Genomic DNA, 25,528 nt, shown 5'->3' with positions numbered 1-25,528 from the left:
TATTTTTTATATTGCTTTATTACTTAATAGAGTGTAGAATTTATTGCGCTAAGACTTTTTTACATGAACGCTTTAACGCTTTAAAGTATTTTATATATAAAGGAAGGTTTATTATGAAAAATTTATCACAATGGTCTTCTAATATTGGATTTATATTAGCAAGTGCGGGATCAGCTATTGGATTAGGTGCTGTATGGAAATTCCCATACATGGCTGGAACTTATGGCGGGGGTGCATTTTTATTCATCTTCATCATATTTACACTACTAGTTGGTTTACCACTACTATTAAGTGAGTTTATATTAGGACGATATGGAAAGACTTACTCAACAAATATATTCAAGAAAGTTTCTGGTAAGTCTTCTTTCAATTTAATCGGTTGGCTTGGTAATTTAACCGTGTTTGTATTATTTTCTTTCTATAGTGTTATCGGCGGTTGGATTATTTTATATATTATTAGGACGTTATTGGATAGCGTTGGTTTAACGCATTCCAACGAATACGGAAATATCTTTAATGATTATATTTCAAATCCACTCTTCGCATTAGCAAGTCAATTTGCGTTTATATTTATCACCGTTATTATTGTTAGTAAAGGTGTAGAAAAAGGCATAGAAAAAGCATCAAAAATCATGATGCCACTATTGTTTTTATCATTTTTAATCATTATCATTCGATCTGTAACTTTAGACGGCGCTTTAGAGGGTATCCAATATTTCCTTACTCCTAAAATAGCTGATTTAAGCTCTGAAGGTGTGTTATATGCTCTTGGTCAATCCTTCTTTGCCTTATCACTAGGTACATGCGGAATGATGACATACGCTTCATACTTAGACAGAAAAACGAATATCGTTAAAAGTGCTAATGCAATTGTATGGATGAACATCGGTGTATCAATAGCAGCAGGACTAGCAATATTCCCAGCTATTTTTGCTTTTGGTCTAGAACCAAACCAAGGTCCTGGATTATTGTTCATCATATTACCTCAAGTTTTTGATCAAATGTTTTTAGGTTCATTATTCTATTTATTATTCTTATTATTGTTCTTGTTCGCAGCAATTACATCATCAATATCATTGCTCGAATTAAATATATCAAACATCACAAAAAACAATAATGATTATAGAAAGAAATGGGCTTATATTATTGGCGGTCTTGTGTTTATTTTTGGAATACCTTCCGCTTTATCAAATGGATTGTTGCAAAACTTAACATTTGGTGTCGGTACATTCTTTGATAACATGGATTATTTAGTAGCTAACATTTTAATGCCTATCGGAGCTTTCGGTGTCACAATATTTGTTGGTCACATTTTTGATAAAACTACTATTATGAAAGAGTTGAATATGCAAGATAGTAAAAAAGGACGACTCTTCGTTAACACTTGGTATTTCTTAGTTAGATTTGTTTTACCAATTATTATCATCGCAGTATTCATCGGACAATTATTATAGGATGAACATATTAAAATCAATAGATAGTCATTTTCAGGAACTAAAATGTGTAATTGTCACGATTTTATAAAAAATAAGCATCTCACTTTCAAACTGAAATAATCAGTTAAGTGAGATGCTTTTTATTTTAAAGTATTCCTATCCATTTCCAATAAGTCATACTCATTATAACTATTAATATATACCCGATGACGGTAATTGGTACACCTGTTTTGATAAAATCTTTTACTGTGAATGTCTCTGTACCATATGCGAGCATATTTTGTGGTGAACTCACTGGTAATAAGAAACCAAAACTAATAACAAATTGTTGGATTAATACGAAACCAATCGACTGATCTCCTAAATCTAGCGTTTGTGTTAAAGCGATAAATACAGGAATCAGTGCTGAAGAAAGACTCGTTGCACTCGCAAACCCTAGATGTATAAGAATATTAAATAGTGATATTAAAGCAATGATTGCAATTAAAGGCATATGATTTAATCCCATCAAACCGAATGTTTTATCACTTAACCATTGTGCTGCTGTTGTTTCTAATAAAACAGTTCCTAAAGATATTCCTATACCAAATACAATAACAGTTCCCCAAGGGATTTTCTTTTCGACATCTTCCCAAGTAAATACTCCTATTTTAGGTGTAAGCATTATTGCTAAAGCGATGATTGTAATGGAAGATGAGTCTATAGGATGCAGTAATTTTTCTGTAGACCAGAATAATAGTAATAAAACGGAAATAGTGATGAGTCGCCATTCTCTTGCTGATATAGGACCTAGTTCTTTTAATTGTTTTTTAACTAATTCTGTCCCGCCTTCGATTTCCTTTTCTTCAGGTTTAATAATTGTAATCATCACAAAGTATAAGACAACTGACATTATAATAGACCATGGTGCTGCATATAAGAACCATTCGCCCCATGATATATCTTGCCCCATAGATTTATTTATAAATCCGATTGCGACTATATTCTGTGCTGCTGCAGTCTTTATACCAATATTCCATATTGATACTGAATGGACTGCCGTTATAATCAGTAAAGCAGCTAGCTTACTGTTTTTAGACGTATTGAATGCTGCAATCATACCTAATAGTATAGGTACGACTGCGCCTGCTCGTGCTGTAGCTGAAGGAACAAAGAATGCCAATATTATTGAAACAACTATAGCTCCAATAACAATTCTATTAGTTTTATTTCTTACAACTGACAGAACTTGCAATGCTAAACGTTTATGCAAGTTTGTCACTTGCATGGCTGTTGCGAGAAAAAGCGCTGCAGCAACAAGCGCAACTGCAGATCCTGAAAATCCGCTTAAGGCCATTTTTAAAGCATTACTCGTTCCTAATAAAGCATCTCCTTCAACAGCTTTACCATCCACCGCGGGATTACCTAATGAATCAGCTAAATCTTGAACTGGACTAAAACCAGTTAATAATACAATAAGACCAACAATCATTACAGCTGATACTGGATATGTAACAGCTTCTGTAACCCACATAATGACGGCAAAAGCTAATATTGCCAGTGCGCACTTAGCCATAATAGGTAAATCGCTAGGTGTTGGTAATAATAATATTGTGATTAGTACAATAAAACTAATGATAATCCAAATTGGTTTAAAAGCTTTTTTCTCTGCATTTTTTGACATCGACAACAGCTCCAATTTATTGTTTATTATTCTATTTTCCTAAATAGTAACATATTTCTTATTGGGATATAACGAATTATTTAACTAATACTTGAACTTTATCACAAATACATGTAATGTATTAAGGGAAGCGTGACGGTTGTCTGTCGGCAGACAACCCGACCTATAGAAAACACTGTTATATAAAGGATGAGGCATAGAAATGTTAACAAAAGAATTCTCAGCTAAGGTTGGTCTTAGCGAAAAGCAAGTTAGAAAAATTGTACAGCACTTAGAAGATAGAGGTTATCAGCTTTCTAAGACGGAATATCGTGGAAGAGAAGCTACAGATTTCCAAGAAGAAGATATTGAATTATTCCAAGAAATTGCTGAAAAAGTGAAAGAAACTAACAGTTATGATCAAGCTTTTGAAACTTTAGAAAAAGAAAAAGATTTCTTACAAGTTCTTGTGAAAGATGAACCTACTCAACAAACGCCTGAACTTCAACAATTAATTGATGAATTAAGAACTGAAGTACAACATATGCGTAGAGAAAGACAAATGTTAGGCGAAATGCTACAACAAGTACATATTACACAACAAAAATTAGAACAAACTTTAGCTTTACAAGCGCCACAAGAAACTCAAAATAGTGAGCCAACTGAGAATACTAACGTAGCGGAGAAAGAAACTACTCAAACTGAAACTTCTCCTAAAGAAGAAGTTGAAGCGACTACAACTCAATCTGTTAAAACTGAAGATATAGATGAGACACCTTCTAAAGTAACTGTAGCTGCTGCAGAAGCATCAAAAGAAAACAACGAACAAGATGACGATAATAAGCAAGCTTCAGCAGAAACTAAATCTGAGCAATCTGAAGAAGTTAAAACAGAAACTACAGAAACTGCTAAAGAGTCTTCAGAAAAAGAAGAAGTTAAAGAAGAAGCTAAAGATGACAAAGAAGAGTCTACTACTTCTGAAACTTCAAACGATGAAACAGTTGTACCACTTACAGCAGAAAGCAATCAATCAGAAGAATCTCCAAAAGAAGAACCAAAGAAAAAAGGTTTCTTCCAAAGATTATTCAATATATAATATTTTAAAAAACCTAGAAGACATATATCTTCTGGGTTTTTTGTTCCAAAATTTACTAAATCATTTTGACTTATGTTAAGTTTTTGTAAATTTATGGGCTTTTATTGTAAATCAAATTTCCACTTTGATATATTAAAAGCTAATCATACACAGATAAATACGATTAGGGGTGCTCCATTAAGTGGAAACATTATATTTTGAAAACATAAAGTACAATGACTTGATAATAAACAATAATCAAACTGTTAAAATTCTTAAAGACAATATCGACTTCTATATTCATTTGAATTTAAAAGAAAACAACGAACAATTAATTATTTTCTCTAACGGTGCTATCGATCCTAATAAAAGTAAGCCACCAGTTTTTATGAGATATTCATGGCACGAAGACTTTAATGCAAGTTGTATTTTTATTGATGATAGAACTGTTCATAATAATAACTTGAGAATCGGTTGGGGTGTTGGCAGCGAAGATAGACATTATTTAATGGATTATAGTGATATTGCCCAAATGATTGCAAATACGCTAAGTATCCAACCTGAAAACACCTATTATTATGGTTCATCAGCAGGAGGTTTTATGTCCATGTATCTTGCCACGTTACATAAAGATACTAAAGCCATTGTTAACAATCCTCAATGTTATGTTGATAAATATGATCAAACCAATGTAAATAAGCTTTATACATCTATATTTCCTGACTATTCAACAGAAGAAATCAAGAAGAAATATGCTATTAGGTTATCTATTACTAGTTTGTTTAGACAAAAAAACTATGTTCCAGAAATCTATTATGTACAAAATAGGTTATGCTCATCAGATATGAAAAATCAGTTTAATCCTTTTTGTAATATGTTGGACAGATATGATATAGATAGTGCTAATATAAAATTTATCCTCTACAACAATTTAAAATCAGGTCACGCTCCCCTTCAACGAGCCGGAACAATAACGCTTGTAAATCGAATAATTGAAGGAAATCAAATGACGTAAGACTAGAGATGAAAAAGCTTAATATAAGTGCATTTGTATTCTAATTAGCTACTGCCAATATAAAGAATCAGGCTAGGACATTTATTTATGTCCTAGCCTGTTTTTATGTCTTTTTAACTTGATTTTTATTCTATGTCGTTTATCCTAAATATAATTACTATAAAGGAAAGCGAGGATATCTATGATGGCTTACTCAACTTCCGAAATCTCTGAAGCCTTAAATACAATAAACGCTACTATTACAAATTGCGAAAAGATGCTCGGTAAATTTGATGAAAATACATCTCAACACTCGCTTTTAATTAACAGAATACAAGCTTTGAAAACTTCTAAAGGTGTCATAACATCAACTGAGTATTACGATAAAATCCAGCTAGAAGAAGCTTTACCACCGATAGAATCTATTATCAACAAATCATCTAAAGCACAAATCAAACACAATAAAGAAAGCTCGACATACAAACGATTACAAAAGCATATACACGCAATGAAGATTGCTCAATTTTTTATATATGCAGATTTAAAAAATAAATAGGTTAATTTTTGTAAATTTTATGTTAACCTATACGAGTACTGTAAAAAAATCGATAAATTCTTAAAGTAGAGGAAAAAATTATGAAATTCACAAAAGAAGAATGGCGTAACACAGATTTCAAATTAAACATGGATGTCAGTCATTTAAACTTAGATGAAATCATCAGCTTAAATGATAATTTAACTACTACAGAAATAGACGAAGTATATTTGCCGTTAATTAACTTTTTGACAAACAAAGTTAAATTTCACAAAGACTACTCACAGAACATCAATACAAAATTACTCAACAAAAATAATACACCACCATTTATAATTGGTGTCTCAGGTGGCGTATCAGTAGGTAAAAGTACCGTTTCAAGACTACTCTTACACCTACTCCAAGAATATAATCCTGATTGGAAAGTCGACCTTATCACAACAGATGGGTATATTATGCCCAAACAAGAACTGATTGATAAAGACTTACTTTCTAAAAAAGGATTCCCTGAAAGTTATGATACAAAAATACTTATTGATCACTTAAAACAAATAAAAGAAAATGAACCAAATATACCAACATACACATATTCACATATCACATATGACAGACTTAAAGAACAATATCATTACGTTGATTGTCCAGATATCCTTATAATCGAAGGGGTAAACATATTCCAAGTGAATCCACACGAAGAAGAACTTGTAAGCGACTATATCGACTATAAAATCTATTTAGACTCAACAATAGATAACATGAAAAAATGGTATCTCAATCGCTTCTTATTACTACAAGAAGAAGCCTTCCAAAAACCAGATTCTCATTTCTACAGATACCGTGATTTACCTAAAGAAGAAGCAATCAAAATTGCTACAGAAATTTGGGAAGATATAAACGAAGTGAACTTAATAAAAAATATTTTACCAACTAAAAACAGATCAGATCTCGTATTGTATAAGAGTGAAAATCATGTAATTGAAAACTTAAGATTTAATAAATTTTAGATAAGTAAATTAAAATATTATATATAATAAAACCAATACTTAATCGTATAAATAAAACAATGCTGTTTTTTTATACGATTATTTATATATATTGATTTTATATATTTCTAATATCGGAGGTTGCAAATGTATATATATCCCAATTCACAAACCATTAAGTACTGGGAAGAACATTACTTTAACGATTTTGATTTATTTTTCGTTACTTCATTACCAATTAAATATGAGTCAATCTTAATAACCTCTAAAGAAAAATTCAAAGAGAGTAGTTTGTTTAACATTAAAACAAATAATTTATACGAAATATGGAACTTATATGAGTATAAATATGTGATTCAAGCATACGCTGGATGGTTTGAATCCTTAAGCAATGCTACTCAGAACACTCTTATAGACGAACAACAAAAAATTAATAACCCACTTTTTATTAATAACAAATTAATTACATCTTTCAAATGGAAAACAATGAATTCTGATACTAAAAAAGAATTTTTTAATACAAAAATTCATGATTATCAAGACAATAAATCTGATGAAATACATATAAAACTACCAGAGCATATAGAATCTTTAGTTGATACATTCCCCTTATATCAGGGCTCGAATTGTTTATCAACAGTATTATATGCGATTACTAAATCTAGAAATATTTTAAATCAATGGATAAAAGGAGATTCATTTTTACATACTCTTAGACAACTAGGCTATGTAAGAACTGATAATTCTAGTACTGTAGGAGATGTAGTAATTTACTTTTCTGAGCAAGCAGTCGTCCATGCTGCTTATCAAATTGAAAATAATTTTTACTTAAATAAAAACGGCCAAACTATATTTAATCCATATAAAATCATAAGCAAACAGGAGCTTGAATACAATTGGGGGAAATATGACAAATATATCTACCGGCAAAAATAAATATACTTTTATCCAACTAAAAAGTCATATTTACCAACTTTCACAAGAGGTCCTTCCGTCTTATATATTTTTGTGTAATAGCTATGAAATTCACTATTAAGTTTCTTTCCCATTATTATAGGGTATCGAATAGTTATAATTTTGTGGTATTAGTTTAAAAATACCACGAAATAAAAGTCTCAAAATGGTATTTATAGATTAGGTGATTAATATGCAAATATTTAGAGTAAGTCCGAATCATGAAGTCAGTGCAAAATATCTAGACAATAGACGCTTATCTAAACAGATACTGGAGCTATATCAAATTATTAGAGTATGCTTGGCTCATATGGAACTAATTGAAGGAAACACAAAGTATATACACCATCCAATTGTTCAACATGTTTATAATGATGGTAATCCTTATATTATAGATACTTTCCAATTGTTAAAAGAGATGAATAAAGAACATATTCGTAGAGGTGGAAAAAGATCAGAGTCATTTAAACAAGATTTATCAAATTTAGCACTAATCATTGATAAAAATCGTAGTCATTTTTCTGATGAAAACTTACCTCCTATTTACGTCTATGGTAATGATAAAATATACGGAGACACAGCTTACGAAGAATATATTAAATTATTATATTATAAATGGCAAAATGACAAGATACCGGCAAGATGCAACTGTTTGATTAATGTTTAGGAGAATTATTATGAATGATTTAATTACAGGTAAAAGAGGTGTGGTTAATCATTATGAAAAATAATAAAAACAGTGAATTATTATGGGCTAAGCATAAATATGAAGTCATGTGGCACAGTCAAAAATACTATTTAAGCATTCGAGAAATGCTAAAATCACCTGTCACTTTAGACGAAATAGAAAGTGAAATAAATAAAGCTAAACAGATTACGCCAACTAAAGGTTCTATAATAAACACGTATGACCATATGTGGGGATACTTCAAGAAAATCTCAGATAAAGAAGAAAAAACAACGTATTTATTATTAAAAGATCAATTTCTTAACGGCAATATAGAACCAAAAGAATTGCTTCATTTTATAAAATTTTTAAGCGAAAAATACCAAACCAACTATATTCTAAATTCGACTATTATTAGTGAATTAGAAATATAGTGTTATAATTTATTATTATTCTACTTCTTCTCAATATCTTTAAAGTAAGTTTTAAGAAATATTTCTTCAAGTTTTGATTCAATTGTCATTCGTGTTCTTTCACATTGGTTGTTAAACTTTAATCTGAAATATAAAGTTTTAAACATATCAGTTATATTTTTTTGAGCTCTATAATATTTTACTCCAGTATAGTCTAATTGATTTAATTTAACTTGAATATCATTTATCCAGTTACTTAAATCTATATCAGAGAACCCTGTTTCTAATAATGATTCAATTATGAATACTTGCCTCTCATCTTCATCATCAATATATGGTAGAGAATCTTTTGTTAACTTGAAGAGATTATTACTAATCAAATTCATAACCATACTGTTATAATTCTTTAAATAAAAATCAGATTTTATACAAGCAACTATTAAATCCGACCCATGTGCAATACTATGCGCCCATCCTTTATTGTGTATATAACCTCTAATATCTTGCTCTTTTTCATAATAAAAAATCGCTGCATTAAAAATTTTATTGTAAGTATCTCGTTCAAAAGTTTTACTTTTAATATCATTTTCTACTATAGAAGCAAGTATTAAAGAACTAAAACTTCTTAAAAATACACTATCAGAATCATCATTACCCAAGTTTATATTTAAATTTCTCAAGCTCATATACAATATTTTATCTATTTGAATATCAGTTAATTTATTATTTAAAATTAATAAACAAATTATTTCAGTAGTCTTTTCACGAATATCAGAATCTGTGTTGCCTACATTATTCATTAATTCACTTAGCACTGAATCTGAAATGTTCTCATGTAACAAATTACTTTCAAATAATTTTAATACCTCTTTTATATCCAATTCTCATCCCCACCCGACAAAATAATTATATATTTTATAGCTTTATAAATCCATTATATTATAATATTTATAAAGGATGCGCTCTTATTTTAGATATAATATTATCTAAGAGTTATCTTAATAATAGAAAAATGCCTTATTGGCAATCGAGATAGAGTAAGGCATAGTGATTATAAAGCAACAGTAGCCATATATTACGGATAAAATGGCAGAAGATATGATGAATAAATTAGAGGGGATAAGAAGTTGAAATGGGTAGAAAGCCAAAGTTAAACTATGAAGAACAAATCAAAAAATTAAAATCTTTAGGTATTTTATTTAACGAAATAAAAGAGAATGAAGCTAAAGAAATATTGAAAAATAACACATACTTTTTTAAACTATCTTCATTCAGAAAAAACATACCTAAAGATAGTAGTGGAAATTATAATTTTGAATTTTCCGCACTATCAGATCTCGCAACTTTAGATATGAGGTTACGTTACATGTTATTACCAATGTGTTTAGATATTGAACATTCTCTAAAAACTGATATTCTTGAAAAAATAACTAATGATGATAAAGAAGATGGTTACCAAATTATGCAAGATTTTATCAATAATCATCAAGGCGATCTAAATAAAATTTTTACTACTGTTATAAAAAGAGATAATACAGTTATGCCTAGTTTTCAAAAATACTACAATGATCCTCCAGTATGGGTATGTTTAGAATTAATGCCTTTCGGACAATTTTCTGCATTTGTAGAATTTTATTCCGCTAGAACTAATGACGATGAATTACGAAAAGCTGGTAAGTTCATTAAATTCACTAAAAATGTTAGGAATAAATGTGCCCATAGCCAGCCCTTAATGCTTAATTTAATCCCAAGATATAAATTAAAAACTGAAAGAGAACTAAAAAAACTTGGTCAAAAACAAGGACTCTCAGAAATCAATCTAAAAGTATTACCAATTATAGATATACTCTCATTATTTATATTACATTCGAAGTATTGTAGTGATAGTATTAAAAACAATAGAAAAAATGAATTATTAGCATTCAAATAACGTAAAAATAGAAAATATAAGCATTATAGAAATGTACCATCCCTTTCTTATTTTTTTCTATCCCTCAACAAAATGATTGACTATTATGTCAAGAACAATTAGTATTATATATAAGGAATGAGACAATTGTCTCCAAGAGATACTTTTTAAAATCTCTTGTTTATTATGAAAGAACTTTGTTCTTTCCGTTTTAAGAGGTTGACCGAGAGGTTGCCTCTTTTTTTATGCTTAAAATATCAACTTTCTCACACGTTGCCCTTTTTTCCATAAATCCGAACACAAAAAACCCTCTAGCCTGATTGCTAGAGGGTTTTGTATACATTAAATATTATTGTTCTTCTTTAACGTATGGTAATAAAGCCATGTGACGTGAACGTTTAATAGCTATTGTAAGCATACGTTGGTATTTCGCTGAAGTACCTGTTACACGACGTGGTAAGATTTTACCTCTTTCTGAGATAAATTTCTTAAGTAAATCTGTATCTTTGTAGTCGATATGTGTAATACCATTTGCTGTGAAATAGCAAACTTTTTTACGACGACGACCACCTCTTCTTGGTCCACCTGCCATGATTGTGTTCCTCCCTTCTCGTTAAGTTTATATATAAACGTTTAAATCAACTGTTTAGAACGGCAAATCATCATCACTGATATCAATTGGTCCATTAGCATTTGCAAATGGGTTACTTGATTGTTGATTATTATTTGACTGTTGTTGATTTGAAGGTGCTTTTTGGCCTTGTTGGTTACCGCCAAAGTCTTGTCCATAGTTTTGGAATTCGTTATTATTTTTCTGGTTGTATGATTGGTTATCATTACCTGATTGACGTTGGTTTGCGCCTTTAGGTTCAAGGAATTGAACGCTATCACAAACAACTTCAGTTACATAAACACGACGACCTTCTTGGTTCTCGTAGCTACGAGATTGTAAACGACCTTCAACACCTGCAAGACTACCTTTAGATAAGTAATTGTTTACATTCTCTGCGGGACGTCTAAAAACGACACAGTTGATAAAGTCAGCTTCTCTTTCACCTTGCTGATTCGTAAAAGTACGATTAATAGCTAAAGTAAAAGTAGCAACTTGAACGCCTGAGGGTGTTACTCTGTATTCCGGATCTTTAGTTAACCGACCGACTAATACAACACGATTAATCATTTAATCTCCCCCATATCTTAAAAATTAAAATTATTTTTCATCTTCGCGTACGACAATGTGACGAATGATATCGCCAGTGATTTTTGATAAACGATCAAATTCATTGATTGCTTCATCATTTTCAGCCTTAATTCTAACGATATTGTAGAAACCTTCTGCGAAGTCTTGGATTTCATAAGCTAAACGACGTTTACCCCAATCCTTTTCTTCGATGATTTCTGAACCGTTTGAAGATAAAACGCCTTTGAAACGCTCAACTAAAGCTTTTCTAGCTTCGTCTTCGATATTTGGACGTACTACGTACATTACTTCATATGTTCTCATCAATTTACACCTCCTTGTGGTCTATGCGGCTTAATATCTTTTGTATTAAGCAAGGAATAATTTTCATTACTCACAATCAAGAATTATAGCACACAGCATTACTTTTTACAATCATTTTTTACACGTTAAATCTGAAGTGAACGACGTCTCCGTCTTTCATTAAATAGTCTTTACCTTCAAGTCTAACTTTGCCCGCTTCTTTAGCTCCAACCATGCCATTATTACTTAATAAGTCATCATAACTTACTGTTTCTGCCCTAATAAATCCTCTTTCGAAGTCTGTATGAATAATTCCAGCACATTGTGGGGCTGTCATACCTTCTATAAATGTCCAAGCTCTTACTTCTTGTTCACCTGCTGTAAAGTATGTTGCTAATCCTAATAGGTTATATGAAGCTCGTATTAATTTATCTAGACCTGCTTCTTCTACACCTAAATCTTCTAAGAACATTTCACGGTCTTCATCATCTAATGTTGCAAGTTCTTCTTCTATTTTCGCTGAAATAACAATAACTTCTGATCCTTCATTATCTGCGTATTCTTTGATTTGTTTCACATATTCATTGTCTTCAGGATTTGCTACTTCATCTTCAGCTACGTTTGCTACATATAACATAGGTTTTGCTGTTAATAAGCTTAAGTGTTTTAAAATAGTTTTTTCTTCGGCTGTAAACTCTATGCTTCTTACTGGTTCATTATTTTCTAATGTTTCTTTAATTTTTGCTAATATTTTTTCTTCGGCAACAGCTTCTTTATCTTTTTGTTTCGCCATTTTCGCGACTCTTTCATAGCGTTTTTCTACTGACTCTAAGTCAGCTAACACTAATTCCATATTAATAACTTCTATGTCATCGATTGGGTCTACTTTACCTGAAACGTGCGTAACATTTTCATCTTCAAATGCACGTACAACTTGACATACAGCATCTACTTCACGGATGTGTGATAAGAATTTATTCCCTAATCCTTCACCTTTAGAAGCACCTTTAACGATACCTGCTATATCTGTAAATTCAAAAGCAGTTGGTACTGTTTTCTTTGGTTTAACTAATTTAGTTAATTCTTGTAAACGATGATCCGGCACCTCTACGATACCAACGTTTGGATCAATTGTAGCGAAAGGATAGTTTGCCGCTAATGCTCCCGCCTTTGTTATTGCGTTAAATAATGTAGATTTCCCAACGTTTGGTAAACCTACGATACCAGCTGTTAATGCCATTTTATTCACCTTGTCCTTTTTCTAATATTTTTTTGATTTTTTTATCAAATTCTTGCCTTGGTAACATTATACTACGTGAACAACCTTCACATTTAATTCTAACGTCTGCTCCCAATCTTATGATTTTAAATCTATTGACGCCACATGCATGTTGTTTTTTCATTTCTACAATATCATTTAAGTCATATGATTTTATCATGAAACAGCCTCCATTTTAGATATTTATTGAATATTATTTGGATTATATGAAACCATCGTTGGTATTGGTGATTGTATGCCTTCTTTATCGAAGAATGATTTTATTTCTCTTCTTAAAATACGTGCACCTGTACCATGTGCGTTTGGTTCTGTTTCTCCTGCAATTTTTATAGTAGCTTCACCTGCTGTTACAGTTTCTACTCCTAATATTTCAGGTTCATTAACAAAAATTGCATATTTTTCTTTTATAGTTGGTAAAAACACTTCTAATTTTTGTTCTACTTTATCTAGATCTTCTTTAATAGAAACAGGTATTTCTACAATAGCCATACCATTGTGAATTGAGAAGTTTACTATTTCGTTCATAGTTCCATTTGGTAAGATTGTTAAATCTCCTTCAAAGGATAAGATTCTTGTTGATCGCATACCAATAGATTGTACAGTACCTTCTGCTACTGTTGTCCCAGTCGTATTAATTTTTACATAATCTCCGACGTCAAATTGATTTTCAAATATAATAAAGAATCCTGTTATGACATCTTTTACTAATGCTTGTGCACCAAAACCGATTGCTAAACCGACTACTCCAGCTCCGGCAATGATACTTTCTACTCTAATCCCTAAATTACTTAAGATAGTTGTAGCAACAATAAACCAAACTACGTATGAAACTACATTCTGTAATAAGTTTACCATTGTTTTTGCACGTTTGTTAGACTTCCCTACCCGCTTCGTTCCATATTTAGTAGTGAAGAATTTTTCTATTAATTTATGCAATATTTTAATGATTATAAACGCGAGTATAATATAAAATAAGCCAATAAATATCTGTTCTATCCATTTCTGCCAATTGTCAGGGTTCATAAATGGATCAATTAATTTATGGATGATGTTGTTTATTTTTTTCAATTTTGCACCTCTTTACTGTTCTAACAATAATTCTATTATTCTTTTATACTCAGATTCTGAATTGAATTCAAGTGATATCTTGCCAGACTTTTTCGTTTTATGAATATCAATATTAGTTCCAAATTTTTCTTTTAATTGATACTCATGTTTCATAATAAATTGCGGCTTATTTTGATGAGCTTTACTTTTTGGTTTTCCTTTTTCATTTAAGAGTTTCACATGCTCTTCCAACGCCCTAACACTCATATGTTCTTTGATGACTTTTTTGGCGACCTCAACAATGTTATGTTCTTTTTCTAAACCTAGTAGCGTTCTTCCATGTGCACTAGATAACTGATCTTCATTAATCATATTTTTAACACTTGGTGGCAGATTAAGTAGCCTTAAGACATTTGCGATGTATGATCGTGACTTACCTAATCTATCAGCAACTTGCTGTTGTCTCAAGTTTAATTCTTCCATCATCGTCGCATAACTTTTCGCTTCTTCTAAAGGTTTTAAATTTTCTCGTTGCAGATTTTCGATAATGGCTAATTCTAGCATTTCTTCATCTGTTAAGTCTTTAATAATTGCTGGGACAGTCTGCTTACCGGCTAATTGACTAGCCCGAAAACGCCTTTCACCTACAACAATATCGTACCCTTTAATCGTTTCTCTGACGACGATAGGTTGTAACACACCATGCTGTGAAATGGATTGGGTTAAATCTTGTAATGCTACTTCATCAAAAAACTGTCGTGGTTGATAAGGATTTCTTCTTAATTTATCTAATGGAATTTCAATAATTTGATCACTACTATGGTTATAAGAAATTTTTTGAGTTAATTCATAATTTCTTTCTTTCATTTCATCACCGCGTCTATCCTTTAATTTGTTTCACGTAAAACATGCACACTAAATTATAACAATTTTAAACACCTTATGCACAAAAGAAAAATTAACGGATAAATTAAAATATTCAGAAAAGTTGTTGACAAAAAAATAAGCGCATAGTAATGTGTAATATATCAACAACGAAATAATAATTAAAAGCACGATAAAAAGGAAAGTAAATCTTAGCACTGCAATTAACAGAGAGTTCCTATTTGCTGAAAGGGAATATTGAAAGAAAGATTGAAAATGGCCTTGGAGTGGTGACATCGATATTGAGGTGTCAACGGGATCGCCCGTTATAGCGATACAGTATTAAAATCTCTTATATTGATGGCGTACTGGAAATTTTTTGTACTATTCCTTTTCTGCCACTGTATATTTTATTAAGAGATGGCGTACTTATAGAGGTGATGTCAGCAATGTCATTACAAACAAAGGTGGTACCGCGAGCTAAGCTTTCGTCCTTTACATCCGAATCATTTCGGGTTTAAAGGACGGAAGCTTTTTTTATTTTTATATTTAATTAGGGAGGAAGGCAATTATGAAATCTACTCAACTCGCTCAAATTTCATTAACAAAAGATCGAACGGGAGCAACAACAAATCCAATTTATCTTTCTACAGCTTATCAACACGAAAAATTAGGTTGTTCTACTGGATTTGATTATACAAGAACTAAAAACCCAACTCGCTCACAATTTGAAGAAGCTTTTGCAAAACTTGAAGGTGGAAAATACTCATTTGCAACTTCAAGTGGTATGGCTAGCATTCAATTGATTTGTAACTTATTTAAACCAAATGATGAAATACTTGTTTCTTTTGATTTATATGGTGGCACATTTAGACTTTTTGAATTTTATGAGAAACAATACAATATTAAATTTAAATACATTGATTTTTCAAATATTGATGAAGTAAATGCTTCTTTAACTGAAAATACTAGAGCATTCTTTATCGAACCAATATCAAACCCTTTAATGTTCTCGGTTGATTTAGATCCATTGTATGCAATAGCCCAAGAACATAACATTTTAACAATCATTGATAATACATTTTTAACACCGTATCTATCAGCTCCATTAAAAGATGGTGCAGATATCGTTTTACATTCTGCTACTAAATATATAAGCGGACACAATGATGTATTAGCAGGTGTTGTAACAGTAGCAGATGATAACTTAGGTGAATTACTCGGACAATTTCACAATATGATCGGCGCTACACTTTCACCGTTCGATAGTTATTTACTAGTACGTGGTTTGAAAACCTTACATCTAAGATTAGACCGTGCTACAGAAAACGCTCGAAAATTAGCTGAGTCACTTCAATCAGTAAACAGCATAGAAGAAGTTCTTTATTCAGGAAGAACAGGCATGTTAAGCATCAGATTGAAACAAGACTATAGCGTAGATCGATTTTTACAAAATATAGATTTATGTATTTTTGCTGAAAGCCTAGGTGGTACAGAAACGTTCATCACTTTCCCGTATACGCAAACGCATGTTGATATGGCTGATGAAGAAAAAGACAAACGTGGCATTGATGAATACTTACTTCGTCTATCAATAGGAATTGAAGATTACGAAGACATCTACCAAGACATACTTCAAGCTCTGAAAAAATCAAAAAAAGAAGGAGTGTCATTATGAGCTATTCAAAAGAAACTTCATTAATTTTAGACTCAACTCGCGGACATGAACATTTATCAAGTAACCAACCATTATATTATTCATCAACATTTCACCAACATACACTAGGTGAAAATCAAGAATTTGATTATGCAAGAAGTGGAAATCCAAATAGAAAGTTGCTAGAAGAAAAATTAGCTAAATTAGAAGACGGTCAGTATGGATTTGCTTTTAGTTCAGGAATTGCAGCTATCACTGCAGTGTTTCTCACATTAGAACCTGGAGACCATGTTATTTTGCCAGATGATGTATACGGCGGTACTTTTAGACTAACCGAACAAATTCTTAAAAAATTTAAAATCGAATTTACAACAGTTGACCAGACTGATTTAAACCAAGTTGAAAACGCAGTTCAACCTAATACAAAGCTCATCTACGTTGAAACACCTTCCAATCCACTATTTAAAGTGACAGATATTGATGGAGTTGGACAGATAGCACGACGTAACGATGCACTATTGGCAGTTGATAACACATTTATGACACCACTTGGACAGTCACCTCTTAAATTAGGCGCTGACATCGTTGTTCACTCTGCTACTAAGTTTTTAGGCGGCCATAGTGATTTGATTGCAGGAGCAGTTGTCGTGAATGATCCTAAATTAAAAGAAGATATTTATCTCATTCAAAATGGAACAGGATCAGGTCTAAGTGTGTACGATTCATGGACACTTGCGAAGCATTTAAAAACATTACCAATTCGATTTAAACAAAGTGTTCATAATGCTGAACAAATATATAGATATTTAATAACAAATGAAGTGATTGAAACTGTTTATTATCCAATTACTAATGACACACACCTAAGACAAGCTAAAAATGGTGGTGCTGTTATTGGATTTAGACTTAAAGACGAGTCAAAAGCACAGTCATTTGTAGATCATCTCAATATTCCACTTGTTTCAGTTAGTTTAGGTGGTGTCGAAACGATACTTTCTCATCCTGCTACAATGAGTCACGCTGCAATACCAGAAGAAATTAGAGCAGAGCGTGGTATTACTAACGGTTTGTTCAGACTCTCAGTCGGATTAGAGGATGTCAAAGAATTGATTACAGATATCGATTGGGCATTAAAGGAGGCTATATATGAAGATGAAAGAGGCGTTGAAGAACCGTATCTTAATAGCTGACGGAGCAATGGGTACAATCCTTTATTCAGAAGGATTAGATACTTGTCCAGAAAGCTATAACTTAACACATCCAAAAAAGATAGAAAAAATACATCGCTCCTATATAGAAGCAGGAGCTGATGTTATTCAAACCAACACATACGGTGCTAACTTTGAAAAATTGCAAATATATAATTTAGAGCACCGCGTCAAAGATATACACAAAGAAGCAGTACGCATCGCTAAAAGAGCAAGCAATGAAGACACATTCATACTAGGAACTGTTGGTGGTTTTCGAAACATAAGAAAAAGTGACTTATCCATTGAGTCCATTCAATACCATACAGAAATACAAATTGAGACTTTAGTAAATGAAGGTGTGGATGGCATACTTTTTGAAACATATTACGACTTAGAAGAATTACTCGCTGTATTAAAAGATACTAGAGCAAAATATGACTTACCGATTATAGCTCAATTAACAGCAAGCAACACGAATTTCTTAAGAAATAGTACACCTATACCGGATGCTTTGCAGTCTTTACTCGATGCAGGAGCAGATATTGTTGGACTGAATTGTCACCATGGACCTTATCATATGATTCAAACTTATAAACATATTGATATTCCTAAAGATGCATATCTTTCATGTTATCCAAACGCAAGCTTACTTGATTTAGAAGAAAATGAACTTAAGTATAGCAATAACGCTGAATACTTTTCAAAATCTGCTAAAGAACTTGTAAATCAAGGCGTCCGCCTTATCGGTGGTTGCTGTGGTACTACGCCAGAACACATTAAGAAAATCAAAGAAGTCGTAAAAGATTTAAAGCCTGTACATCATAAAAATGTAATACCGATAGAAACAAAGAAATATCAAAAACAAGATAAACAAGAACCTAGCATTACCGAACTCGTTAGCCAAAAACCTACCGTTATCGTTGAATTAGATACACCAAAGCATTTAGATACAGACAAGTTTTTCAAAGGTGTTAAAGCTTTAGAAGATGCTGAAGTAGAAGCGATAACACTTGCTGATAATTCTTTAGCTAGCGTTAGAATTTCTAACATTGCTGCAGCAAGTATTATTAAACAAAACTATAAAATTAGACCCCTCGTACACTTAGCTTGTCGAGATAGAAACTTAATCGGTCTACAATCTCATTTAATGGGGCTATCGCTTTTAGGAATTAATGATATTTTAGCAATCACAGGAGACCCTTCTAAAGTAGGGAATTTCCCAGGTGCAACAAGCGTATTCGATGTTAATTCAAATGGTTTAGCAGAAATTATACAACAGTTTAATCAAGGTATTAACGCAGACGGAGCATCGCTAAGAAGGAATTCAAATTTCTCAGTAGCTGGAGCATTTAATCCAAACGTTCGAAGATTAGAACCAGCAGTGAAACGACTAGAGAAAAAACTAGATTCAGGCATTGAATATTTTATTACTCAACCTGTTTATGAACCTGAAAAAATAAAAGAAATATACGAAGCAACTAAACATCTAGATGCACCAATATTTATAGGAGTGATGCCAATAACCAACTATAATAACGCACTGTTTTTACACAACGAAGTACCCGGTATCAAATTATCTGAAGGTGTTCTTAATGCCTTTGAAAAAGTCAAACATGATAAAGAGGCAACTAGAGCACTTAGCATAAGTTTAAGTAAAGAATTAATCGACACGATTCACCAATATTTTAATGGTCTGTATTTAGTCACACCATTTTTAAAATATGATATTACAGTTGAACTTGCACAGTATTCAAAATCCATAACTGGTACACAATCTAAGGAGGCAATATTATGACAATTAAAACAGCAAATTTAGGATTCCCAAGACTAGGTAAGAAAAGAGAATGGAAAAAGGCAATTGAAAGTTATTGGTCAAATAAAATAGACAAAACTGAACTTGATCAAACATTACAAGATTTACACAAAGAAATTTTAACAATCCAACAAAATCATCATGTTGATCAAATACCTGTTGGTGACTTTTCACTTTACGACCATGTTTTAGATACATCATTATTATTTAATATCATTCCAGAACGTTTTCAAGGTCGCGAAGTAGATGATGATTTACTATTTGATATTGCTAGAGGTAACAAAGAGCATGTAGCTAGTGCTTTAATTAAATGGTTTAATACTAACTATCACTACATCGTTCCTGAATGGGATAATGTAACACCTCAATTAAATCGTAATGTATTACTAGATAAATTTAATTTTTCAAAAGAATTAGGTGTAAATACTCATCCAGTTATTTTAGGACCTATCACTTACGTTGCACTTTCAAAAGGCGGAAACCAAACTTTTGATGAGAAAGTCAGAACATTACTACCTTTATATAAAGAAGTATTCCAAACGTTAACAGAAGCTGGTGCTGAATATATACAAGTAGATGAACCTATTCTTGTTACAGATAAAGCTAATGAATTACAAGAAATCACAGAAGAAGCATATGCCTTCTTTAATAAAGAAGCTGCTTCAACTAATATCGTATTACAAACATACTTTGAACGCGTTGATTTGAATTTCGTTGGTAAATTACCTGTATACGGATTTGGGTTAGACTTCGTTCATGATAATGGTTATAACTTAAAACAAATCCAAGACGGACTATTCCCTAAAGAAAAAGCTTTATTTGCTGGAATTGTAGACGGTCGAAACGTTTGGTCAGCTAATATTGAAGAAAAGAAATCATTGATTGAAACTTTACAATCTTATACTGACGAACTTGTTATTCAACCTTCATCTTCTTTATTACACGTACCAGTTACATTAGAAGAAGAAACTTTAGATGATTCAATACGCGATGGTTTAAGTTTCGCTACAGAAAAATTAGATGAATTATACGCATTAAAACAATTATTTAATGAACAAGATGATACTTTATATAACCAATTAAAAGAACAATTTGAACGTTTTGAAGGTCAATCATTCAAACAATTAGAATATGATTATGAAGCTGTTAAATCAGAGCGTGCAACACCATTTAAAGAGAGAAAAGTATTACAAGATCAATTATTAAATTTACCTGACCTACCTACAACTACGATTGGTTCTTTCCCACAATCTAGGGAAGTAAGAAAATATCGTGCTGACTGGAAGAACAATAGAATTACTGATGCACAGTATCAAGAGTTCCTTGAAAATGAAATTAAACGTTGGATTGAAATTCAAGAAGATATTGGCTTAGACGTACTTGTTCATGGTGAATTCGAACGTAATGATATGGTTGAATTCTTTGGTGAAAAGTTAAATGGCTTCTTAGTAACTAAGTTTGGATGGGTTCAATCTTATGGATCACGTGCTGTAAAACCACCAATCATATACGGTGATGTTAAATGGACAGCTCCATTAACAGTTGATGAAACATTATATGCACAAAGTTTAACGGATAAACCAGTTAAAGGTATGCTTACTGGGCCTGTTACAATTTTAAACTGGTCATTTGAGCGTGTTGATATTCCAAGACGTGAAGTACAAGACCAAATCGCGCTTGCTATTAACGAGGAAGTACTAGCACTTGAAGACGCAGGTATTAAAATTATACAAGTCGATGAACCAGCATTACGAGAAGGCTTACCGCTTCGTTCAGAATATCATGAAGATTATTTAGATAAAGCAGTACATTCATTTAAATTATCAACATCATCTGTTCAAGACTCAACGCAAATTCATACGCATATGTGCTATTCTCAGTTCGGACAAATCATTCATGCTATTAAATCACTAGATGCGGATGTTATTTCAATAGAAACTTCTAGAAGTCACGGTGATTTAATTCAAGATTTCGAAGACATCACATATGATTTAGGTATTGGTTTAGGCGTTTATGATATTCATAGCCCGCGTATTCCAACAGAAGAAGAAATTACAGTTGCTATCAATAGAGCACTTAAAGAAATTGATCGTTCATTATTCTGGGTTAACCCAGATTGTGGTCTAAAAACAAGAAAAGAAGACGAAGTTAAAGAAGCTTTAAATGTGCTTGTTCGTTCAGTTGAAAAGCTACGTCAAGATAACACAGTCAAACAACCAAATTAATCAAAATAAGAGGTGATGTTATGTCATATCCATTGTGGGAATCACTGAGCCAACTAAAGAAATATAAATGGGTCGATTTAACGCATACTTTTGATTCTGAATCTCCACATTTTTCATCATTTGAAAATGCTGAAACGAAAACTTTATATCAAGTGAAAGATGATGGATTCTTTGCTCAATCTTGGCAATTTGCAACACAATATGGCACACATATAGATGCCCCTATTCATTTTGTAGAACATAAACGTTATCTACATGAATTAGGTTTACAAGAAACGGTCTTACCTTTAATAGTACTAGACTTCTCAAAAGAAGTTGAACAAGATGCAGACTTTAGATTAACAAAAGAACATATCCTTAAATGGGAAGCTGAGAATGGTCAAATTGAACAAGATACATTTGTCGCTTTTAGAAGTGATTGGTCTAAACGTTGGCCAGATAAAGAACAATTTGAAAATAGAGATGCAGATGGAAACGAGCATCTACCAGGTTGGTCATTAGATGCCTTGAAATATTTATTCGAAGAAAGAAAAATAAAATCAATAGGACATGAAACGTTCGATACAGATGCTTCTATTGATATCCGTAAACATAACGACATCGTAGGTGAACGTTATGTGCTCGGTTTAGATACATTCCAGATAGAACTGTTAACCGGATTAGATGAACTACCAACACGTGGTTCAGTCATTTTAGCCATTAGTCCAAAACCTAAAAATGCCCCCGGATTCCCTGTCCGAGCATTTGCTATTAGCCCAAGTTAATAGCACACTGCCATATAGTATTTTTGAGCGAGTATTATATGGCAGCCCCTTACCTATATTAAATAAATACGTAACAAAAAAGCAGAACCTTTCGGTGGAGATCGAAAGGTTCTGCTTTTATATTAATATTTAGGTGCTGTTGGTGATAAAATTTGATGATCAATTTCAAATTCTGTTTCACTATTTTTACGATATATATAATAGAAATACATCGTCCATAGTATCGTTAAGCCAGCTGATAACCAATAACTAAGCGATAAATCTATACCTAAACCAATTGGCTGACTTAAAATATATGTGAATATATTCCACGTCATAAAGAGTGCCGGTATTAAAGCTACATAGAAGTTCTTATTAGATAACAATAGATACATCGTACCAATCCATAACGCCACAGTTGCAGTTGTTTGGTTAGCCCACGAGAAGTATCTCCATAATATTGTGAAATCTACTGTAGTTAGAATAAAACTAATCACAAACATTGGAATTGCTATTGCGAATCGTTTCCAAACTTGCTTTTGACCGAAGTTGAAATAATCAGCAAGAATCATTCTTGCACTTCTAAACGACGTATCACCACTCGTAATTGGCAATACAATAACCCCTAATATTGCAAGCGTGCCAAATACTGAGCCTAGTAACATAGTAGATGCTTCACTCACTACAAGCGCCGCTTCCCCTTTTGCTAGTACTTCTTGAAGTCCACCATAACCACCGAATAAACTCATAGCAGCAGCAGCCCAAATCATAGCGATAATTCCTTCTGCAATCATCATGCCATAGAATATCATACGACCATTTTTCTCACGATTTGTCGTTCTAGAAATGATTGGAGATTGAGTAGCATGGAAACCTGATAAAGCCCCACAAGTAATCGTAAAGAATAATAGTGGGAAGATAGGCGCTGAATCAGGATGCATATTCTTCAACGTTAATTCAGGAATTTCTGCACCAGTCATCAACAATCTAATGAAAATACCAACAGCTGAAATCATTAGAATAAAACCAAATATCGGATAAACTTTACCAATAATTTTATCAATCGGTAAAACTGTTGATAAGAAATAATATAAGAAAATCACAAATATAATAATACCTAAAGCTATTCTACCGTCCATTAACGAATGTAAAAGTAACGCCGGACTCGTAACAAAAACTGTCCCTGTAAGTAATAACAATAACAATGTAAACACGTTTACAAGGTGTTTCATAACATTACCTAAAAATTTACCCGCCAATTCAGGTAAATGAGCCCCTTTATTACGTATAGAAATCATACCTGTTAAATAATCATGCACTGCTCCTGCAAAAATTGATCCAAGAACAATCCATAAAAACGCAACTGGACCATATAAAGCACCCATAATAGGTCCAAATATCGGTCCAACACCTGCTATATTCAACAATTGTATTAATGAGTTCTTATTCGTCGACATAGGAACATAATCAATATTATCACGTTGGTCATGAGCAGGAGTCGGACGCTCCTCTTTAACACCAAACATTTTTTCAATATATTTACCATATGTAAAATACCCTATAATTAACAAAGCAATTGATACTAAAAATGTTATCATGCAAAATCCCCCTTTTGTTTGCAAACGCTTTCAAATCAAAGTATAAATTATATATTAGTAAAAAACAATACTTAAAAATAATTAATCACTACTTATACGATTGGATAAGTAATAATAAAAAACTACCACCAAAATAATAAATAATTTGGTGGTAGTCATAATTCATATATTATATTTAAGAATTTCTTTTATAAACTTTAATCGTAATTTCATAAAAGTCTTTATGCTCTTCATCTATACGTTTTACTTTGATGCCTTCTTTTTCAACATTTTTAATACTTTGTCCAAGTGCATCAATTGCTTCAGTTATATCTTGTTCAAATTGAAATTGTTTAGCTTTTACTTTTTCAGATCCTCGTATTTTTTTCACACGATCTTCAGTTTGCTTAACATTTAAATTTTGTGACTGAATAGCCGTTAAGACATCTTGTTGTTCTTCATCTTCTAATCCCAACAAAGCTCTTGCATGTCTTTCAGTAATTTCACCTTTTTGTAATGATATGACGATGGGCTCTGATAGTTTTAACAATCTTAATTTGTTCGCTATGAATGATTGGCTTTTCCCCATGCTTACAGCTAAGTCTTGTTGTGTTATTCCTTCTAAATCAAGTAATTTTCTATAAGCCTCTGCTTCTTCTATAGCTGAAAGATTTTCACGTTGAATATTCTCTATAAGTGCCACAGCTGCAGTTTCTTTATCATTTAAGGGCTTTATGATGGCTTCAGTTTCAGGTAGATCGTTATGTTTAATTGCGCGAAATCTGCGTTCACCTGCAATAATTTCATACATACCTTCTTCTATTGGACGAACTACAATTGGTTGTAACAATCCATGTTCTTTAATAGACTGCGCTAATTCCTTTATCTTTGACTCATCAAAAACTTTTCTCGGTTGATAACGGTTAGGCACAATTTTTTCTGTTGAAATTATCGCGACGTTGCCTTCATTTCTTGCTTCTTCTATATGTTCTAATTCTTTGTCTTTAAGTCCAAATAATTTAGAAAAAGGTTTTTTCATTTC

Annotated in this window: 24 protein-coding genes, 1 pseudogene and 1 other annotated feature; of the genes and pseudogenes, 14 read left to right on the top strand and 11 right to left on the bottom strand. The window is 32.0% G+C overall.

The window, feature by feature from the left end; translation table 11 throughout:
- Positions 1-113 precede the first annotated feature (113 nt).
- Positions 114-1,454 (top strand): sodium-dependent transporter, encoded by a 1,341-nt coding sequence (locus tag LQ615_RS09945; protein ID WP_016999215.1) that lies wholly within the window; start codon positions 114-116, stop codon positions 1,452-1,454.
- A gap of 127 nt (positions 1,455-1,581) precedes the next feature.
- Here LQ615_RS09945 and LQ615_RS09940 read toward each other — a convergent pair whose 3' ends face one another.
- Entirely contained in the window at positions 1,582-3,099 is a 1,518-nt protein-coding gene (locus LQ615_RS09940; RefSeq protein WP_239713571.1) for a DASS family sodium-coupled anion symporter, read from the bottom strand.
- A 202-nt stretch (positions 3,100-3,301) separates the two neighbouring features.
- Between LQ615_RS09940 and LQ615_RS09935 the strand changes: the two genes are divergently transcribed.
- From LQ615_RS09935 to LQ615_RS09905, 7 genes are all read left to right on the top strand, one after another.
- A complete protein-coding gene (locus LQ615_RS09935; protein ID WP_239703888.1) occupies positions 3,302-4,174 on the top strand; it encodes a hypothetical protein in 873 nt (290 codons plus the stop codon).
- A gap of 181 nt (positions 4,175-4,355) precedes the next feature.
- Entirely contained in the window at positions 4,356-5,168 is an 813-nt protein-coding gene (locus LQ615_RS09930; protein ID WP_239703887.1) for an alpha/beta hydrolase, read from the top strand.
- 184 nt (positions 5,169-5,352) lie between these two features.
- Positions 5,353-5,703, top strand: a complete 351-nt coding sequence (locus LQ615_RS09925; RefSeq protein WP_214269661.1) for a hypothetical protein — start codon at positions 5,353-5,355, stop codon at positions 5,701-5,703.
- A gap of 80 nt (positions 5,704-5,783) precedes the next feature.
- Entirely contained in the window at positions 5,784-6,686 is a 903-nt protein-coding gene (coaA, locus tag LQ615_RS09920) for a type I pantothenate kinase (RefSeq protein ID WP_016999210.1), read from the top strand.
- 126 nt (positions 6,687-6,812) lie between these two features.
- The gene (locus LQ615_RS09915; protein ID WP_239703886.1) at positions 6,813-7,601 is read left to right on the top strand and encodes a hypothetical protein; all 789 of its coding nucleotides are present in this window, start codon (positions 6,813-6,815) and stop codon (positions 7,599-7,601) included.
- 211 nt (positions 7,602-7,812) lie between these two features.
- Complete coding sequence (locus LQ615_RS09910; RefSeq protein ID WP_064211273.1) at positions 7,813-8,286, top strand: pyrimidine dimer DNA glycosylase/endonuclease V; 474 nt, start codon at positions 7,813-7,815, stop codon at positions 8,284-8,286.
- A 53-nt stretch (positions 8,287-8,339) separates the two neighbouring features.
- Positions 8,340-8,720 (top strand): YbgA family protein, encoded by a 381-nt coding sequence (locus LQ615_RS09905; protein ID WP_064211272.1) that lies wholly within the window; start codon positions 8,340-8,342, stop codon positions 8,718-8,720.
- Between the two features lie 20 nt (positions 8,721-8,740).
- On the opposite strand, the gene LQ615_RS09900 is transcribed toward LQ615_RS09905, so the two are convergent.
- Entirely contained in the window at positions 8,741-9,580 is an 840-nt protein-coding gene (locus LQ615_RS09900) for a DUF2785 domain-containing protein (protein WP_239703885.1), read from the bottom strand.
- Between the two features lie 251 nt (positions 9,581-9,831).
- Here LQ615_RS09900 and LQ615_RS09895 point away from each other — a divergent pair.
- Positions 9,832-10,731 (top strand): annotated as a pseudogene (locus LQ615_RS09895) (Abi family protein).
- Between the two features lie 226 nt (positions 10,732-10,957).
- Here LQ615_RS09895 and rpsR read toward each other — a convergent pair.
- The 7 genes from rpsR to LQ615_RS09860 all read right to left on the bottom strand — a co-directional run bounded on the left by rpsR (position 10,958) and on the right by LQ615_RS09860 (position 15,284).
- On the bottom strand, positions 10,958-11,200 hold the full coding sequence (gene rpsR / locus LQ615_RS09890) for a 30S ribosomal protein S18 (protein ID WP_016999205.1): 243 nt from the start codon (positions 11,198-11,200) through the stop codon (positions 10,958-10,960).
- Positions 11,201-11,254: 54 nt separating this feature from the next.
- Positions 11,255-11,788, bottom strand: a complete 534-nt coding sequence (gene ssb, locus LQ615_RS09885; protein WP_016999204.1) for a single-stranded DNA-binding protein — start codon at positions 11,786-11,788, stop codon at positions 11,255-11,257.
- Positions 11,789-11,818: 30 nt separating this feature from the next.
- Positions 11,819-12,112, bottom strand: a complete 294-nt coding sequence (rpsF, locus tag LQ615_RS09880) for a 30S ribosomal protein S6 (protein WP_016999203.1) — start codon at positions 12,110-12,112, stop codon at positions 11,819-11,821.
- Between the two features lie 118 nt (positions 12,113-12,230).
- Positions 12,231-13,331 (bottom strand): redox-regulated ATPase YchF, encoded by a 1,101-nt coding sequence (gene ychF, locus LQ615_RS09875; protein ID WP_016999202.1) that lies wholly within the window; start codon positions 13,329-13,331, stop codon positions 12,231-12,233.
- A gap of 1 nt (position 13,332) precedes the next feature.
- Positions 13,333-13,530: a DUF951 domain-containing protein gene (locus LQ615_RS09870; protein WP_016999201.1), complete on the bottom strand. Its 198-nt coding sequence runs from the start codon at positions 13,528-13,530 to the stop codon at positions 13,333-13,335.
- A 23-nt stretch (positions 13,531-13,553) separates the two neighbouring features.
- Positions 13,554-14,438: a mechanosensitive ion channel family protein gene (locus LQ615_RS09865; RefSeq protein WP_016999200.1), complete on the bottom strand. Its 885-nt coding sequence runs from the start codon at positions 14,436-14,438 to the stop codon at positions 13,554-13,556.
- Between the two features lie 12 nt (positions 14,439-14,450).
- A complete protein-coding gene (locus tag LQ615_RS09860; protein WP_070044817.1) occupies positions 14,451-15,284 on the bottom strand; it encodes a ParB/RepB/Spo0J family partition protein in 834 nt (277 codons plus the stop codon).
- Between the two features lie 181 nt (positions 15,285-15,465).
- Positions 15,466-15,780, top strand: a binding site (T-box leader).
- 72 nt (positions 15,781-15,852) lie between these two features.
- Here LQ615_RS09860 and LQ615_RS09855 point away from each other — a divergent pair.
- Genes LQ615_RS09855 through LQ615_RS09835 form a run of 5 tightly spaced genes read left to right on the top strand, consistent with a single transcriptional unit; the run spans position 15,853 to position 22,930 of the window.
- Positions 15,853-16,959 carry a PLP-dependent transferase gene (locus LQ615_RS09855; RefSeq protein ID WP_239703884.1) on the top strand — a complete coding sequence of 369 codons (1,107 nt, stop codon included), beginning with the start codon at positions 15,853-15,855 and terminating at the stop codon, positions 16,957-16,959.
- Positions 16,956-18,128: a cystathionine beta-lyase MetC gene (gene metC, locus LQ615_RS09850; protein ID WP_239703883.1), complete on the top strand. Its 1,173-nt coding sequence runs from the start codon at positions 16,956-16,958 to the stop codon at positions 18,126-18,128. Before LQ615_RS09855 ends, metC begins: the two co-directional genes overlap by 4 nt.
- Positions 18,085-19,923, top strand: coding sequence for a bifunctional homocysteine S-methyltransferase/methylenetetrahydrofolate reductase (locus tag LQ615_RS09845; RefSeq protein ID WP_218707036.1), 1,839 nt, complete (start codon positions 18,085-18,087; stop codon positions 19,921-19,923). Before metC ends, LQ615_RS09845 begins: the two co-directional genes overlap by 44 nt.
- Positions 19,917-22,166 (top strand): 5-methyltetrahydropteroyltriglutamate--homocysteine S-methyltransferase, encoded by a 2,250-nt coding sequence (gene metE / locus LQ615_RS09840; RefSeq protein WP_026023621.1) that lies wholly within the window; start codon positions 19,917-19,919, stop codon positions 22,164-22,166. The genes LQ615_RS09845 and metE overlap by 7 nt, the downstream gene beginning before the upstream one ends.
- A 20-nt stretch (positions 22,167-22,186) precedes the next feature.
- A complete protein-coding gene (locus tag LQ615_RS09835) occupies positions 22,187-22,930 on the top strand; it encodes a cyclase family protein (protein ID WP_103268566.1) in 744 nt (247 codons plus the stop codon).
- Positions 22,931-23,052: 122 nt separating this feature from the next.
- On the opposite strand, the gene LQ615_RS09830 is transcribed toward LQ615_RS09835, so the two are convergent.
- A complete protein-coding gene (locus tag LQ615_RS09830; protein WP_064211265.1) occupies positions 23,053-24,507 on the bottom strand; it encodes a carbon starvation CstA family protein in 1,455 nt (484 codons plus the stop codon).
- Between the two features lie 175 nt (positions 24,508-24,682).
- Positions 24,683-25,525 carry a nucleoid occlusion protein gene (noc, locus tag LQ615_RS09825; RefSeq protein WP_064204293.1) on the bottom strand — a complete coding sequence of 281 codons (843 nt, stop codon included), beginning with the start codon at positions 25,523-25,525 and terminating at the stop codon, positions 24,683-24,685.
- Positions 25,526-25,528 lie beyond the last annotated feature (3 nt).

This window comes from Mammaliicoccus sp. C-M13, assembly GCF_022386845.1.
GTDB classification, from domain to species: Bacteria; Bacillota; Bacilli; order Staphylococcales; family Staphylococcaceae; genus Mammaliicoccus; species Mammaliicoccus lentus.
The sequence above is the reverse complement of the archived record's forward strand: the minus strand, read 5'-3'. Positions and strand labels throughout refer to the sequence as shown.

Bases quoted from the DNA above. Each gene is read 5' to 3' on its own strand.
- LQ615_RS09945 (WP_016999215.1), top strand. From the start codon at position 114: ATGAAAAATTTATCACAATGGTCTTCTAATATTGGATTTATATTAGCA.
- LQ615_RS09940 (WP_239713571.1), bottom strand. From the start codon at position 3,099: ATGTCAAAAAATGCAGAGAAAAAAGCTTTTAAACCAATTTGGATTATC.
- LQ615_RS09935 (WP_239703888.1), top strand. From the start codon at position 3,302: ATGTTAACAAAAGAATTCTCAGCTAAGGTTGGTCTTAGCGAAAAGCAA.
- LQ615_RS09925 (WP_214269661.1), top strand. From the start codon at position 5,353: ATGGCTTACTCAACTTCCGAAATCTCTGAAGCCTTAAATACAATAAAC.
- coaA (WP_016999210.1), top strand. From the start codon at position 5,784: ATGAAATTCACAAAAGAAGAATGGCGTAACACAGATTTCAAATTAAAC.
- LQ615_RS09915 (WP_239703886.1), top strand. From the start codon at position 6,813: ATGTATATATATCCCAATTCACAAACCATTAAGTACTGGGAAGAACAT.
- LQ615_RS09910 (WP_064211273.1), top strand. From the start codon at position 7,813: ATGCAAATATTTAGAGTAAGTCCGAATCATGAAGTCAGTGCAAAATAT.
- LQ615_RS09905 (WP_064211272.1), top strand. From the start codon at position 8,340: ATGAAAAATAATAAAAACAGTGAATTATTATGGGCTAAGCATAAATAT.
- rpsR (WP_016999205.1), bottom strand. From the start codon at position 11,200: ATGGCAGGTGGACCAAGAAGAGGTGGTCGTCGTCGTAAAAAAGTTTGC.
- ssb (WP_016999204.1), bottom strand. From the start codon at position 11,788: ATGATTAATCGTGTTGTATTAGTCGGTCGGTTAACTAAAGATCCGGAA.
- rpsF (WP_016999203.1), bottom strand. From the start codon at position 12,112: ATGAGAACATATGAAGTAATGTACGTAGTACGTCCAAATATCGAAGAC.
- ychF (WP_016999202.1), bottom strand. From the start codon at position 13,331: ATGGCATTAACAGCTGGTATCGTAGGTTTACCAAACGTTGGGAAATCT.
- LQ615_RS09870 (WP_016999201.1), bottom strand. From the start codon at position 13,530: ATGATAAAATCATATGACTTAAATGATATTGTAGAAATGAAAAAACAA.
- LQ615_RS09860 (WP_070044817.1), bottom strand. From the start codon at position 15,284: ATGAAAGAAAGAAATTATGAATTAACTCAAAAAATTTCTTATAACCAT.
- LQ615_RS09855 (WP_239703884.1), top strand. From the start codon at position 15,853: ATGAAATCTACTCAACTCGCTCAAATTTCATTAACAAAAGATCGAACG.
- metC (WP_239703883.1), top strand. From the start codon at position 16,956: ATGAGCTATTCAAAAGAAACTTCATTAATTTTAGACTCAACTCGCGGA.
- LQ615_RS09845 (WP_218707036.1), top strand. From the start codon at position 18,085: ATGAAGATGAAAGAGGCGTTGAAGAACCGTATCTTAATAGCTGACGGA.
- LQ615_RS09835 (WP_103268566.1), top strand. From the start codon at position 22,187: ATGTCATATCCATTGTGGGAATCACTGAGCCAACTAAAGAAATATAAA.
- LQ615_RS09830 (WP_064211265.1), bottom strand. From the start codon at position 24,507: ATGATAACATTTTTAGTATCAATTGCTTTGTTAATTATAGGGTATTTT.
- noc (WP_064204293.1), bottom strand. From the start codon at position 25,525: ATGAAAAAACCTTTTTCTAAATTATTTGGACTTAAAGACAAAGAATTA.